Consider the following 15,369-nt stretch of genomic DNA (forward strand, 5'->3'; position numbering starts at 1 on the left):
AACGTTTTCCTATTACATCCAACTATAGAGACGACCTGGATTAAAAATACTCATTGGATCAAAAGCTTGTTTGAGCCGTTGATGGAGTCCGCGCAGTGCCTCAGGCTGAGTATGAAACACCTCTTGTAACCGATTACCACCACGGTAAAGGCTCACTTGACCACCCATACTCTTGGCAAGTGCTTCCAATGATTCAGTATCGAAATCACCGCGCAGCCAGCGTTGACTGCCACCCCAATCTAGCAGCCACTCTTTATCTGGCAATACATGCTCAGCATTACTATTGACTGAGAACCGCCATAAAGGTGCTTGACCTGAAAAGTAACCCAACTGCTGCTCACGTAGCTGTGTCCATAGGTTATCACCGTCTTCTAATGTTACCCCTTGCCACTGCTTAACCGTGCTGTCGACTGCACTACGCGCGCCCCCTAGACGTAAATAAAGATGATTCTCAAACCAACAAGCAGCGGTCAAAGGATTAGGCAGTCCTGCTAAACGATTCATCTCTTTGATAGCTTGCTTTGCATCCATCTCGCGTTTGAGGGTAATAGTAGTAGCAGGTTTGGGCATGACCTTTAGGCTGACCTCGCTAATGACACCTAAAGTCCCCATCGCTCCGGCTTGCATTCTTGAGACATCGTAGCCAGCTACGTTTTTCATCACTTGACCACCAAAGCGCAGCGCTTCACCTCGACCATTAATCAGGCGAATACCGAGGACATGATCCCGGACCGAGCCATTCCAAGGACGTCCGGGTCCCGATAGATGACATGCTAGCGTGCCTCCTAAAGTCGCCTGCCCATTAAATAGCGGTGGCTCAAACGCCAATCTCTGATTATGTTCACTCAAAGCGTTATTAATCTCGGTCAACGGCGTGCCAGCGCGTGCAGTCAATACCAGCTCAATCGGCTCGTAACTAACGATACCACTGTGCTCAGCAATGTTAAGCGGGACGCCCTCGGGCGTGCGACCCATAAATTCCTTGCTGCCACCGCCAACTATTTGTAATTTGCTACCATCACTACTGGCCTGTTTAATTCGCTCAATCAGCTCAGCACTGATATCCTTCATGTCGGTACTCCATGTTGTGGCGGCTGACGCACAGAATCGTCCATTATCTTATCAAGCGCCCGATATTCCTGACAATTTTTTAGGACAGGAATGCCTTTACCTGGATTAAGTGTACCATCAGGGTCGAAAGCGGATTTAATAGCATGAAATTGGCGTAATTCCTGCTCATTAAATTGCACACGCATTTGGCGGATTTTTTCTATACCGACGCCATGCTCACCAGTGATACAACCGCCTACCTTGACACAAAGCTCTAAGATACTAGCGCCAAATTCCTCAGTTTTTTCAAGCTGACCCGGCATATTGGCATCGAATAATATCAGTGGATGCAAGTTACCATCACCGGCATGAAAGACATTGGCCACACGCAAATTATAGTGCTCTGAGAGTTTTTGCATTTCAGTCAATACATGCGCCAGTTGGCCACGAGGAATAGTGCCATCCATGCAATAGTAGTCGGGTGAGATTCGGCCTACCGCTGGGAAGGCAGACTTACGTCCTTTCCATAACAAAGCGCGTTCCGCCTCGCTCTGAGACACTCGAGTCGAGGTAGCTCCTAGCTGGCTAAAGAGCTGTTCAACTTCGATGATTTGCTCTTGAACTTCCGCCGCTGTACCATCTAATTCGCATAGTAGCAGCGCCTTTGCATCGGTAGGGTAGCCTGCTTGAGCAAAGGCTTCAGCTGCTATGATGGCGTAGCTGTCCATCATTTCAAGCCCTGCTGGAATAATGCCTTTAGCAATAATAGCGCCTACCGCATCACCTGCCGTCTGTACGTTATCGAAACAGGCCATAACGACCTGCGCCTTTTCGGGACTAGGTAATAATTTAACTGTCACTTCGGTAACTACACCAAGCAAACCCTCAGAGCCCGTTATTAAGGCCATAAGATCAATGCCGTTACTGTCAAGTCCTTCACTACCAATGCTGATCAAATCGCCTTCAACGGTGACCATTTCTACTTTTAATAAGTTGTGAGTCGTCAGCCCGTATTTTAAACAATGTACACCGCCAGAGTTTTCAGCGACGTTGCCGCCTATCGTACAAGCAATTTGGGAGGAGGGATCTGGACCATAATATAAGCCATGTACGGAGGCCGCCTCACTGATGGCTAAGTTACGTACGCCGGGTTGTAAGCGTGCTGTGCGAGCCAAAGGGTCTATATCAAGAATGTGCTTAAAACGCGACAGTACTAACAGCACGCCATCGGGATTGGGCATGGCTCCGGCACAAAGTCCGGTACCTGCTCCGCGAGCTACTACTGGAATCTCATAACGATGGCAAATACGCATGACTTCTTGTATCTGCTCGACCGTATCTGGCAAGACGACTAACAGTGGCATATCACAATAAACAGACAGACCATCACACTCAAAAGGCTTTTGGGTTTCCTCATCACTGATTACGTATTCGGGCTCAATAAAAGCGCGAAACATAGTCGCTAACGTGGTTTTATCAGGTCTTTTGCTCTCAATCATAAGGCTTTCCTTAGCTAAATGAATGAACTTTATTATCTCATTTAACACCCAATTTGTTACCCGATTTAATATCCTACCACTGCCGCATCGACAATACGCGGATCAGAAGAACCATAGACACCATTTGGCGTCAACATAATTGATTGTGTTGAGCCCATAGCTGCTTTTGGACTGACCGTATGGCCCATGGATTCAAGTTTTTTAACCGTGTCAATATTTAGTGCCTTTTCAGTGCGAATCTCATCAGGCAGCCATTGATCATGAATACGCGGTGCATGAGTGGCTTCGGCGATATTCATATCGTGATCGATGACGTTGGAGATGATTTGGGTGACGGTAGTAATGATACGGCTACCACCGGGGCTGCCTGTCACGATATATGGTTTACTGTCCTTAAATACTAAGGTTGGACTCATAGAAGATAGCGGACGTTTATTGGCTTCAACGGCGTTGGCGTCACCACCAAGTAAGCCATAGCCATTAGGCGTGCCTGGCTTAGCAGAAAAGTCATCCATCTCGTTGTTAAGTAATATGCCGGTACCTTCAGCGACAAGGCCCGTACCGTATGAGAAGTTCAGCGTATAGGTATTTGCTATCGCATTGCCGTCTTTATCAACGATAGAGAAATGCGTGGTTTGATCGCTCTCGTAGGGTAGTGGATTGTTGGCTTTAATCGTTGCTGCTGGCGTAGCTTGATTTGGATTAATCGATGTACGGAGATTATCTGCATACGCTTGAGAGGTAAGACCACTGGCAGGGACATCGATGAAGTCCGAATCCCCTAAATACTCAGCTCGATCGGCATAAGCCAACTGCATCGCTTCCGCCATCAAATGAATGGTTTGTGCGCTATTTTGTCCATAGTCTTTAAGCGGATAGCCTTCTAATATGTTTAAAATCTGCACGATATGAATACCACCAGAAGAAGGCGGCGGCATCGAGACGATCTCATAGCCTCGGTAGTCGCCTTTGACTGGCTCGCGAGCGATGGCTTCGTAATTAGCCAAATCCTGCAAGCTCATACTGCCGCCAGCGTCATTAATGGCTTTGACGATTTTGCGTGCTGTCTCACCTTTATAAAAACCATCAGCACCTTGTGCGGCAATTAATTTCAGAGAGCGAGCAAGTTCTGGCTGCTTTAAGCGTTCACCTGGTTGATACGCGCTGCCATCCGCTCTAAAAAACACCTTTTTAGTACTCGGCCATTTTTGCAAACGATCGCTCAAGGCTTCTAGCGATTCCGACAAGCCAGCAGTGACTTCTATACCGTCTTCAGCAAGTGCAATGGCAGGCGCCATTACTTGCCCGCGACTCATCGTGCCATGATCTTCTAACGCTTTTAAAAGCCCTGCGACTGTCCCCGGTACACCAATAGCTAAACCATGAAAGCGAGACAAATCACTGACAGCGTTGCCTTCCTCATCGAGATACATATCACGCGAGGCACTACTCGGTGCTTTTTCACGGTAATCGAGCGCCACCGTTTTGCCCTTCTCGGCATCATAAATCATCATAAAGCCGCCGCCGCCGATGTTCCCAGCGCGCGGTAAGGTAACGGCTAATGCAAAACCAACAGCGACGCCAGCATCAACGGCATTGCCACCGTCTTTCAAAATCTTTAAGCCAATGTCAGAGGCCAATGCTTCTTGAGTGGCTACCATGCCGTTCTTTGCCCAGACCGGATGATGGATAGCATCTTCAGAGTAGATGGCTTGATCGGCTTTGGCATTGCTAGTCGTTGAGGTAAGCGTATTGGTTTTCGCTCGGGTGATGCGCTGAGTCTCAAGTACGACCGTTGGGTTGTCCGCCATGATGGCAAGATTGATTGCACTGGTATTGATTGAGGTGTTATTTATTGTATTACCATCATTTGGTGCAACGGGTTCAAGCGCATGAGCAGATACAGACAGTAATAGTGTACTGCTAACCAATAGCATCGCAGATTTTAGGGTTGTTTTTACCAGTGCTTTATTATGACGGTTTTGAGAAGAAGCGGTATCGTTGTGAGAGTGAAAAGATAATTTTGGCATCGCAAAGTCCTTTTTACGAGTAGGTGAGCAATTAGGCGGAAGTAAAAATAAGTAGATAATAATGAATATAGCAGCTAGCACAAACCAAATGTTAGCTTTTGTTTTTAATATTACTAATTAGTCGCAAATGACATTGCTAAGAAAATTTCTGCGAACTAGCTGCTTCAATCATCAAAGAATTTGAGCTTTTTGGAAAATCAATCTTAATATACCAATTGTTATTTTACGCATAAGTCACTAATTTGTAATCTTTTGTGCTATAAATAATAACGCTCTTAATGGCGTTGCTATCGTCCCCTGGATAAAAGGATTCTTATGTCATCAAATCACTCTAATAATGGCGATCGACAGTGTCTATCTGAATCAGTGCCACATAACTCATCTCATAATGCTCAAGGCAACTATCATTTACCTAGATTGTTATCCATGACAGGTTGTATGCTGTTCGGCAGTGCATCTTTTGTGCTTTCAGGTTGTCAATCAAGTCCAACTGTATCAACGTCTGCTACTGCATCAGCAACGCTTATTAACTTTGAAAACTCAGACAACGCACTTATCCAATCACAAGGTCAAGCGTTTAATACCAGCTTAAATGCCAAATCTGAGCGTTACGAGCAATTATTCAATCAGCCCAAATTTCCAAATACGGAGAATCAAGCCAAGTCACATTTACTTGTTGCCATTCGGAAGCATTTAGCCACTGAGCATGTAGCAGTCGCACAAGCCAATTATCATATGGCACCTTTTATTGATCCAGATAGCATTGATGCAGGCTCTAGTAGTCTTCTTAAAACAATTATAGAAGCTTATGCTTACAAAAATACAGCCTCAGACGATTATGACTCAGATTACGATTCAGATTATGACGAGTATATTGAAGCCGAAGCTGTAGAAGAAGCTTACGATAATGATGGCTACAATCAAGACGGCTATGATGAGTATGGCTATGATCGATATGGAGAAAGTATAGACAGTGATGATGACAATGAGGTAAGTAATGGTGTGCTATCAAAGATGGCAGAGTTTAACCCTAAAGAGCTAGCTAAGAGCTATGAGGCTGTACAAAAGGCAAAACAGCAAAAAGAGAGTACGAACGACGAAAGCCATCCTTTGTCGTCAAAAGGTATGATTGGCCAAGTTCTAAGTATGATTCATCGTACGCCTGAGCAGATAGCGGCATCGAATGCTTATCAATATCAAAACTTAACGTTCAATAGTGTCAGTCGATACAAGCCCAAACAACGACAGCTGCAAAGTGTTTATAGCTACGAGTACATCACACCAACGATTAGCTCATCCGTACAAATACCGCTCGCATTCGATTTTAATAACAGTCGCATTTCGGTAGATCCATCAGCAATCATGCCTATTATGGCGCTTGTCAATCCTGAGAAAACACCACTACCTAACGAGATGGCATCGCATACCGTAAGCTTTGGGTTGCCAGAGAGTATTACAGCACAGTTGCCACCGTCAGTCCTTTATGATGCGGCGATTGATGCTGTACAAAATAGCATGGCAGAGCTCGCGCCTGAGTATTTCAGTGCAGTAGATATTCGAAACGATACATTTGCCAAAGAAGTCGGTGCGAGTCGAGCGGTAAAGGTATATTTTGGCAGCAAGCAAAGCGGTGAAATGATCGGAAAAACCCTAAAATATATGACCCAATCACTACAAGATCATGTCGATGCCAACCCGCAGAAATATCCTGATGGTGCCATGCTAAAAGCGGTGCTTGCTAAGTTGCAGCTATACAACAAAGGCTACCAAAGTGCAGATGTGGGCGCATTATTACAGCTAATCGAAGCCATCGCTCCTATCTCATTTAATCAGGTGAATTACTATTACTTAGACAGCTCAGATCACTTGCTTGCTAAGCAGCAACGTACCAATATCGGTAGCGATTTGATGGGTTCAACTACTACTGTACTAAACCAAATACGCTACGATAAAAGTAGTTTTAATAACCATACACTAACGCCTGTATTAGCGGAGTCTTTTGACGCAAATGCCAAACCTGCTATCGATGGCAACGCTTGGATGGTCGAGCAACGTCAACAGAAAGACAGACTGCAAGCGGCTCGTTATGTACGCTATGAATATGACGATAGTAGCTTAAGTGATGACGAAAGCAGTGGTTACGGTGATGACAGTAGCAACTATGAGAATGGTGAATACGACGATGCTGAAGATGATACTGACAAAGGAAAATAAATAATCCTATCTTGTTATGTTCAAGCCCATATTTATAAGGATAAAAAATGAAAACAGTACGTCAAGCCATCGCAAATCTTTTTCCGTTAGCTAGCCCACCTTTAACTAGCCTTCCATCAATGATTAAAGGCAGTGTATTATTTAGCAGTACGCTTCTAACGGGAGCACTGTTATTAACGGGTTGCCAATCTACCAGCTTGAGCCAATCGAACGCTATGACAGCAAAGCAAACGCCAGCTGCGGCCAAAAAAGCGTTGGCAACTGCCTTACAGAAGCAACGACGCCAGTCTTTTAGCTATCATGCCAATCTTGAGATTGGTAACGATCAGCAATTTACCAATATAAATGCCAAGAATTTAGTCGGCTCAGATTATATTTATGATTACTGCGAAGAAACCCATGATCAGGCGTATGTAGCATTAGTAAGCCAAGCGGAAACCCAGAGTAAAGATATCGAAGCTGTTAGTTATGAAGCTCTGCGAACGGCAATTAAGCAGTCTTACCTTGAATGCGCGGATGCCTATCAAGCATGGGAAGATAATCAGTACGATAGTGATGTCACCGTATCGCCTCATTACCAACAGCTATTTGACAATTATGACAACAAATCAACACCGCAAGATATCAAGAAAGCGCAGTTGCTAGATGCTTACTTGTTAAAACCGTTATCTATCAACTCGCAAGGTGTTTATCAGCCTATGGCTGGCAAGGCTACGATGCTCGCAAGCGCACAGTACCAAGCGCGCAATCATCAAAGCAGTATCAATCAGCCCATCTATATAGATTTTAAAAACGGTAATATTTATCTATGGGCAGATAACTTTGCGATGCTCAATTCAGAAATGTTAGACGATAAGCTCGGTACAAAATGGCTAAATAAGTGGTTAAAAATAGCCATTAACGACGGCACGCTGCCTAAAGGCTTTGGCAATGAATTGATAAAAAGCCACTTTGCCGCGTTAGATATTACATTCGACAGCGCATCTATTAGCCAGTTTGACTATGTCGCTCCTAATACATTAGCGTCACTTACTCCCAAGCTGCCTGCGCATCAACTGCCAGCAATGCTAGCAAGCGATGAAGTTATTCGCCGTGTACAAAGCGCTGCAAGCTATGAGCAATTTTACCAAGACTACATGGGTATTTTTTATGATCGTATTACTAAGAAATATCCAGAGTTAGTCAATAAGAATGAAACTTACCAAGCAACCGCCGCAAGTTCTGATAAATTCACTAGTAAAGTGTTAATGCAGCAAATGTTAGCAATGATAAAAGGACGCATATATAGCGAGGTTGAGACATCAGAAGCTGAGATAGAAACGAGTTCAATGGTGCAGGAGCTATACGGATTTGATAAACGTGGTCAGCTAAAATGGCAGCATCTGCGTAGTGAGTTTCCAAACAAAACCGACTCTGATAAGAATTTGGTAATGGACATTTTGCAGCAATACTCTGCTATACGTCCTCAGGACAAGGCATTTCCTAACTTACCAAGTGATATGCAAGTGCCGAACGCGAGTAATAGTATTGATGTGCGCGAGTATGGTGATGAGCTGATACAGTATTATCGCGATGGTAATGGCACTACGATGGGTAAGATGGTTTTTGCTATGTTACCGATGGCTAAAGAGCGTCTTGATTCGATCGATTGAAGACTGTTTGAAAATAGGTAAGTTTAGTTTGATTAACCTTTATTAACATAGACAACTAAAAAGCGCACCGTTCATACGATGCGCTTTTTTATATTTTTATACCGAGTTTTATGAGACATTAAGCCTTAATATAAATCTCTATATTAATGACAAATTACATGCCTTGGCGTTGCTGTTTATCATGTCCTTTACGGTTCTGTGAATGCTGACGCCCTTTTTCTTGTCTTTCTGATCTGAGTTGTTCCATCTTGGCACGCTGCTCAGCAGTTAAGACCTGCGAAATAGCATGCTGGGTCTGGACGCGCTCGATAAAGCGTTGTTTGATTTTAGCTGCTTGCTGATCCGCTAGGCGGTTAAGCGCGGCGGTGTTCAGCGTGCTGGCGGTGTTCAGCGTGCTGGCATTGGTCAGTGCTTGTAGTTGCTGATGCATTTGTGCCCGTTCTGCCTTGCTTTGTGCGCGCTCAGCTTTACGGTTGCCGTGTTTGGCCTCCATGATGGCTTTGATTTGCGCCTGCTGTGTGGCGGTCAAGTCTAGCTGCGACATTGGACCTCTCATACCGCCTTTATGCATGCCGCCTTTCACACCTGTTTTATGATGCTGCATTTTGCTGGTCGTTGTTGCTGTATCAGTGGTTGCGTTGACACTCGTACAAGCGGTAACTGTAAATACGCTAGACATTGCTAGTACTGAACCCATTAATAATTTTTTCATAAAGATATCCTTTATTTAATTCGATTTGGTTAAATGAACATTAAGTTTTTATCTTGCAAGCATGATTTTTAGAACGTTGTAGATAAGTACTGTCAGCTACTCTATAAGCACTACGCTGTATAAGCACAATTTATAAAAGCAATACTTGCTGTTGATATGCGCTATCTTACGACAGTTAAAGGTTGCGAACATTTATAAAGTATTAAGAAAGGTAACGTTTATAGCGTATTGATAAGCACATGCCTGATAATATGGATGATAACGCTATTAAGGCTCAAGGAGACAGATGTGCCAAATATATTGCTAGGTGATGATGACGAAGAGTTGACCCAGTTATTACAAGAATACTTGCACAATCATGGTATTCAATGTGATTGCGTTCACGATGGTGAGGCGGTCATCCAGAAGCTTAAAACCGCAAATAGCGATGTTTCAGCTTCTGCTTATGATTTGCTGGTACTGGATATTATGATGCCAAAAATCGATGGGCTTAGTGTGCTACGTCAATTGCCGAATATTAGTGATATTCCAGTCATTATGTTGACGGCAAAAGGTGAAGAGATCGATCGTATCATTGGGCTTGAGCTTGGCGCTGATGATTACATCACTAAACCCTGCAATCCGCGTGAGTTGCTGGCACGTATCAATGCCGTTATCAAGCGGACTAATGCGGCAGCATCAGAGCATACTCCGCTACCAGAGAGTCGTTTGCATCTGGATCAAAATCAGCGGCTTTGTCAGATAGATGGCGTAGAGCTACAAGTGACGGGGACAGAATTTGATTTATTGGTCGCGCTACTCAAACAAAAAGGTGAGGTGGTGAGTAAGGCGTGGCTATCAGAGCATGTGTTGCAGCGTGAACTGCAGCCATTCGATCGTAGCCTTGATGTACATGTGTCGCGCCTACGCAAAAAACTCCAACCTTTCCACGATGAGCCTATCAAAGCTATCCGTGGTAAAGGCTATCAGCTGGTGCTGTAATGACGGACTTATCGATGAAACCTGCCAAGAAAGCTATTAACAATAAAACGCTTAATCAAGCGACTAAATTTAAGCTGCGAATCACGCTGTTTTGGCGTCTGTTTCTGAGCCTATTATTAACGATTCTGATCACCTCTATTCTATCTATCGTGGTGGAGCGCTGGTTGGTCGAAAAAGCGCTGAATGCTCGCATGGATGTACAAATTGATAGTTTATTAATTAAGCGTCAAGAGATGGTTGAAGCGTTACAAGTAGGTGATTTAACTACCGTTAGGCAGATGTATCGTGAAGACCGATGGCTGATGAATCAAATCAGAGTCTATGATGAGCAAGGCGCCATTATATTTCCGCGTTATGGTGATAGAGATGAGCGTAGGCAAGAACATAGACAAGAGCGAATGCCAGATGGTCGGCAGGTAATGAGGCCTTCATTAATGCCATTAATGCAGTCAGTGCCTAAGCCTGATGATGAAATGTCTGATAATAAAATGTCTAATAACAACAACGATAGAATATCGGATAATGAGCCGTCACTTTTAGATAATATCCTGTCACCGATGACAGCGAATCGTGCGAATATAGCTAATCCCGATAGTCGTCCTGAGTTGGCTGACGTGACGGTCGTCTTACCAGATGAGCAAGCGGTCATTGTACAATTGCGTCCGCATCTGCGTTTTGCCGACGTTGTAGCACTGCAACGTGGTAATTTTCCGATACGTTTATTGCTGATTATCCTTTTTAGTGTCTTAGTCTGCATTTGGCTGAGTCGTACACTGACCCAGCGTATTCGCCGTGTACAAAACACGGTGCACCGTATGATTGACGGCGATTATCAGGCTAATCCCAATCTATCTAAGATGGGAGATGATGAGCTTGGTTTACTCGCAAAAGACGTAGCCAAGCTATCAACAAGGCTGGCTGAGAGTGAGCTGGCACGCAAGCAGATGCTCAGTGATATCTCACACGAACTACGCTCGCCATTGGCACGGCTTGACGTTGCAACTGAGCTGACGCGAGACTTTGCGCCGAATGCCAATCGTTACCTTGACCGTATTGATAAAGAATCTGCGCGGATGAATGAGCTAATCGAGCAAATCATTCATATTCAATCTCTACAAATGCAGCAATATACTATCGACAATTTAGAAAATGAAGCAGTTGATATTGCTGAGATTATCAGTGAGATTGGACAAGATGTCTGCTTTGAGTTTCAACAGAAAAACGTACACTGGCAATGGCAGCCGGATAATTCATTATTGACAGATTCTTCATTAGTCATGCCTTTATCAGCTACTTCTCCAGATACTCCTTGGACAGTGCTAGGCAATCAAGAACAGCTACACAGTGCACTTGAAAACGTCATTCGTAATGCTTTTATGCATACTGCAGCTGATTCAACGGTTATTGCTGAGATTAAACAAGCAGAGATGGACGGTAAAACCTCTGCTATTCAAATTAGCATAATAGATGAGGGCGGCGGTGTTGCGGATGAAGATTTGGAGCGTATTTTTCAGCCCTTTGTACGGCTAGACTCTGCCCGCCATCGCGAAACTGGTGGCTATGGATTAGGATTAGCGATCGTCCATGCGGTGGTGATGGCACATAAGGGTCAGATCAGTGTCTATAATCGACAAGATGGTATTCAAGGGTTGGTGGTGCAAATAGTGTTGCCCGCCTATTCTGCGTAATTTGCACAGCAGTTACCTACATAGCAACATAAATTGTCTTACTAGCAGAACTTATAGCCACTTAATGTAAGTGGCCATTTTAAATAAGCTATTTAAGTGCAATCGTATAGCTCTGCGGTTTGTCTTGCAAATTGTAAGCTTCAATGGCTTGTAATTTGAACTCGTTACGATCGTAAAGGCTAGGTTCCTCAGCAGCTCTTGACTCGAGCAGATTCATGGTGGAGTAATAATTTTCATCTGAGAAATCACCAAAAAGATTTTTGGCAATATAGTTTAAGTACTTTCTATTATGTCCATTTATCTCAAACTTTGTGAGGTAGTTGTCTTTTTCGCGCTCAATAACTAGTGTATCGGTTATTTCTAACCGTGAGGGACAGTTAAAACAGCCTGGAACAAACTGTACGTCTTGAATATCAACTTGGCTGAGCAAATCCTGAGTCTTGGTAGTTTGACTATTATAGTTCACATTGGAGGTAGTAGAATATTTGCAGCTTTTACTGTCTATTATTTTAATTTCATTAATCCGATTTTTCTTATTTGTTTTTACAATAAGCCTGCAATCATTAAGCTCACGATTGCCATATTTGCCGGAACTTTGTTTTTTCAATCCTAACTGATACTTCTTGTTCAGTGTATGTATGCTTTTGCCTAAGGAGCTTGGCGCAATAAAGCTTTGATAATCTGCTGCATGGACAGGTATAGAGATAGTGACGATTAAACCAGATATTAACAACGTGTTCTTCATAACGTAGACCTAAATTTCAAGAGCATTAGCCAACTTAATACAACCATTAATAAAGCGTTTTAAGTCAGCTTTGTAAGCTTGACGTAATTATAGTCAACTTATTATCTGAATGCTATCTCCATAAAAAAGCCCCAATACGGGGTTTTTGCGTAATTATGATGTTATAGAATGGATTAAAGCAATGATTAAAAACATAATAACCTCGCTTGCAATTAACGATACTGGCTAATAATCAATAAAGTTAATGACCTAGTAGTTCATGAGCTTTGGTTTGGCAGGCATTGTATAAACAAGTATAGTAAATAATCAAATTACCTAGTAACCCAAGACCAAGGATGGATCAATGACTATTGCATGCTTTAAGCCAAAGTGGATGGATGAAGAGATTGAAATGCTGCATGAGAGTGCGCTCAAAGTATTTAGAGATTGGGAAGCACACGATGAGAAGTGGCGTGAAAACGGTATGCTCGATCGGGAAGCTTGGCTAGAAGCAGGCGAGATGGGGTTTTTGTGTGCTTCAATGCCAGAAGAATACGGCGGGGCAGGTGGTGACTTTCGTCATGAAGCAGCGCTGATTTATGCGCAATCTGAAGCCAATCAAGCAGGCTTCGGTGGCTTTTTGCATTCAGGCATCGTCGCCCCTTATATTTTGCATCATGGTACTGAAGAGCAAAAGCAAAAGTGGCTACCCAAAATGGCAACAGGGGAGTTAATCGGCGCGATTGCTATGACTGAGCCGGGCACAGGCTCAGATTTGCAAAACATCAAGACCTACGCAGTCAAAGAAGGCGATGATTATATTATCAATGGTTCAAAGACCTTTATCACTAACGGTCAATTGGGTAATTTAATTATCGTTGCTTGCAAAACTGACCGATCTCTTGGCGCTAAAGGTGTATCGCTTATAATTGTCGAAACCGATAATGCTCCGGGGTTTGAGCGTGGCAAAAAGCTTAAAAAACTCGGCTTAGCCTCACAAGATACCTCAGAGCTGTTCTTCAATAACATGCGCGTGCCGCAAGCCAATTTGTTGGGTACGGTTGAAGGGTTAGGTTTTGCGCAATTAATGCAAGAATTACCGCAAGAGCGTTTGATCGTAGCACTGGCAGCGATTGGGGCGATGAAATTAGCACTAGATTTGACCATTGACTATACCAAAGAACGCACCGCTTTTGGCAAGCCGGTATGGAGCTTTCAAAATACCCGCTTTAAGCTGACAGAATGTAACACACACTATATTGCCTCAAGCGCCTTATGTGATGCTGCTATTGAAGCATTGGTCGAAGATAAGCTCACGGTGCAGCATGCTGCTTTAATTAAATATTGGGTGACCGAAAAACAGTGCATCGTAATGGATGAGTGCGTCCAGTTATTTGGTGGTTATGGCTATATGATGGAATATCCGATTGCGCGTTTGTACGCTGATGCGCGGGTACAGAAAATCTATGGCGGTACCAACGAGATTATGAAAGAGCTGGCGTCACGCTTTATGTAAGCGACTCGTTTTTTCAAATTTTCATCAAAACCATTTCATTAAGACTATAAGGATATAGCATGATTCAGACGGCTTATATTTACGACGCCATTCGTACCCCTCGCGGTAAAGGCAAAGCAGGCGGCAGCTTAAATCAAGCGACACCCATTTGGCTGGTACGCACCTTACTTAATGCCATGCAACAGCGCAATGATTTAGACACTAGCTTGGTCGATGATGTGGTGCTCGGCTGTGTGACCCCAATCGGCGAACAGGGGGCAGATATTGCCCGCATTGCGGTGCTTGATGCGGGCTGGCATGAAACGGTCGCTGGCGTGACATTGTCGCGGTTTTGCGCCTCTGGCCTTGAATCTATTAACTTGGCGGCGAGTAAAATCATGTCAGGTATGGAGGATATGGTCGTTGCAGGCGGTGTCGAATCAATGAGCCGTGTAAAAATGGGCGCAGATGGTGGCGCTTGGTTTATGGATCCGCGGGTAAATTCTGTGACTGGCTTTGCCCCGCAAGGCGTTGGTGCCGATACCATTGTGACACTTGAAGGGTTTAGTCGTACAGATGTTGATGCCTTTGCTACCGAGTCGCATCAGCGCGCTACTAACGCATGGGCTGCTGGCTATTACGACAATGCGGTAATACCTGTGCATGATTTAAATGGTCGATTGTTGCTTGATAAAGATGAGACCATTCGTCCCGATACGACAGTCGATACTTTAGCAGGGCTCAAGCCTTCCTTTGCCCAGCTTGGCGCGATGGGCTTTGATAGCGTCTTGCTGGACAAATATACCAGCATTGAGCGTATCAATCATGTGCATCATGCTGGTAATTCCTCTGGTATTGTTGATGGCGCTGCGCTTTGCCTTCTGGGGAGCGAAGCTGCGGGTAAAAAAGCAGGATTGCGTCCGCGTGCAAAAGTCATTATGGCGTCGGTCATTGGCTCTGAGCCCTCTATTATGCTGACCGGTCCGACACCTGCTTGTCAAAAGGCGCTCAAAAAAGCCGGTATGACGGCAGCCGATATTGATCTATGGGAAATCAATGAAGCGTTCGCCGCGATACCGATGAAGACGGCGAAAGATTTGGGCGTTTCATTGGACAAAGTCAACGTTAATGGTGGCGCTATTGCGATGGGACACCCGTTAGGAGCCACGGGTGCCATGCTACTTACCACTGTGCTTGAAGAGTTAGAGCGCCGTGATTTAAAAACGGCGATGATTACGCTTTGTGTCGGTGGCGGTATGGGCATCGCCACTATCATTGAGCGTGTATAAGCTATCTGTAAAACAATGGTTAAATAATAAGTTTG

General features: G+C 44.2%; 11 protein-coding genes. 6 read left to right on the forward strand and 5 right to left on the reverse strand.

Features of this window, described 5'->3' with window-relative positions:
* Nucleotides 1-12 precede the first annotated feature (12 nt).
* The 3 genes from glcE to ggt form a co-directional block, all read right to left on the reverse strand.
* Nucleotides 13-1,071, reverse strand: a complete 1,059-nt coding sequence (glcE, locus tag ACTXGH_RS07165; RefSeq protein WP_439296801.1) for a glycolate oxidase subunit GlcE — start codon at nucleotides 1,069-1,071, stop codon at nucleotides 13-15.
* Nucleotides 1,068-2,549 carry an FAD-linked oxidase C-terminal domain-containing protein gene (locus tag ACTXGH_RS07170; protein ID WP_439296800.1) on the reverse strand — a complete coding sequence of 494 codons (1,482 nt, stop codon included), beginning with the start codon at nucleotides 2,547-2,549 and terminating at the stop codon, nucleotides 1,068-1,070. Before ACTXGH_RS07170 ends, glcE begins: the two co-directional genes overlap by 4 nt.
* Before the next feature lie 65 nt (nucleotides 2,550-2,614).
* Nucleotides 2,615-4,486 carry a gamma-glutamyltransferase gene (gene ggt / locus ACTXGH_RS07175; protein ID WP_439296835.1) on the reverse strand — a complete coding sequence of 624 codons (1,872 nt, stop codon included), beginning with the start codon at nucleotides 4,484-4,486 and terminating at the stop codon, nucleotides 2,615-2,617.
* 408 nt (nucleotides 4,487-4,894) lie between these two features.
* On the opposite strand from ggt, the gene ACTXGH_RS07180 reads away from it, so the two are divergent.
* Both ACTXGH_RS07180 and ACTXGH_RS07185 read left to right on the forward strand, forming a co-directional pair.
* Nucleotides 4,895-6,793: a hypothetical protein gene (locus tag ACTXGH_RS07180; protein WP_439296799.1), complete on the forward strand. Its 1,899-nt coding sequence runs from the start codon at nucleotides 4,895-4,897 to the stop codon at nucleotides 6,791-6,793.
* A gap of 47 nt (nucleotides 6,794-6,840) precedes the next feature.
* Nucleotides 6,841-8,445 carry a hypothetical protein gene (locus tag ACTXGH_RS07185; protein ID WP_439296798.1) on the forward strand — a complete coding sequence of 535 codons (1,605 nt, stop codon included), beginning with the start codon at nucleotides 6,841-6,843 and terminating at the stop codon, nucleotides 8,443-8,445.
* A 154-nt stretch (nucleotides 8,446-8,599) separates the two neighbouring features.
* On the opposite strand, the gene ACTXGH_RS07190 is transcribed toward ACTXGH_RS07185, so the two are convergent.
* Nucleotides 8,600-9,157, reverse strand: a complete 558-nt coding sequence (locus tag ACTXGH_RS07190; RefSeq protein WP_439296797.1) for a Spy/CpxP family protein refolding chaperone — start codon at nucleotides 9,155-9,157, stop codon at nucleotides 8,600-8,602.
* A gap of 288 nt (nucleotides 9,158-9,445) precedes the next feature.
* Between ACTXGH_RS07190 and ACTXGH_RS07195 the strand changes: the two genes are divergently transcribed.
* Both ACTXGH_RS07195 and ACTXGH_RS07200 read left to right on the forward strand, forming a co-directional pair.
* The gene (locus tag ACTXGH_RS07195) at nucleotides 9,446-10,138 is read left to right on the forward strand and encodes a response regulator transcription factor (protein ID WP_439296796.1); all 693 of its coding nucleotides are present in this window, start codon (nucleotides 9,446-9,448) and stop codon (nucleotides 10,136-10,138) included.
* Between the two features lie 14 nt (nucleotides 10,139-10,152).
* Nucleotides 10,153-11,826, forward strand: coding sequence for a sensor histidine kinase (locus ACTXGH_RS07200; protein WP_439296795.1), 1,674 nt, complete (start codon nucleotides 10,153-10,155; stop codon nucleotides 11,824-11,826).
* 88 nt (nucleotides 11,827-11,914) lie between these two features.
* On the opposite strand, the gene ACTXGH_RS07205 is transcribed toward ACTXGH_RS07200, so the two are convergent.
* Entirely contained in the window at nucleotides 11,915-12,571 is a 657-nt protein-coding gene (locus ACTXGH_RS07205) for a hypothetical protein (RefSeq protein WP_439296794.1), read from the reverse strand.
* Nucleotides 12,572-12,914: 343 nt separating this feature from the next.
* Between ACTXGH_RS07205 and ACTXGH_RS07210 the strand changes: the two genes are divergently transcribed.
* Together ACTXGH_RS07210 and ACTXGH_RS07215 are read left to right on the forward strand one after the other, a co-directional pair.
* Nucleotides 12,915-14,066: an acyl-CoA dehydrogenase family protein gene (locus ACTXGH_RS07210; protein ID WP_439296793.1), complete on the forward strand. Its 1,152-nt coding sequence runs from the start codon at nucleotides 12,915-12,917 to the stop codon at nucleotides 14,064-14,066.
* A 62-nt stretch (nucleotides 14,067-14,128) separates the two neighbouring features.
* Entirely contained in the window at nucleotides 14,129-15,334 is a 1,206-nt protein-coding gene (locus ACTXGH_RS07215; RefSeq protein ID WP_439296833.1) for an acetyl-CoA C-acetyltransferase, read from the forward strand.
* The last annotated feature ends 35 nt before the right edge of the window (nucleotides 15,335-15,369 follow it).

Source organism: Psychrobacter sp. 1Y10 (assembly GCF_052259005.1).
Classification (GTDB): domain Bacteria; phylum Pseudomonadota; class Gammaproteobacteria; order Pseudomonadales; family Moraxellaceae; genus Psychrobacter; species Psychrobacter saeujeotis.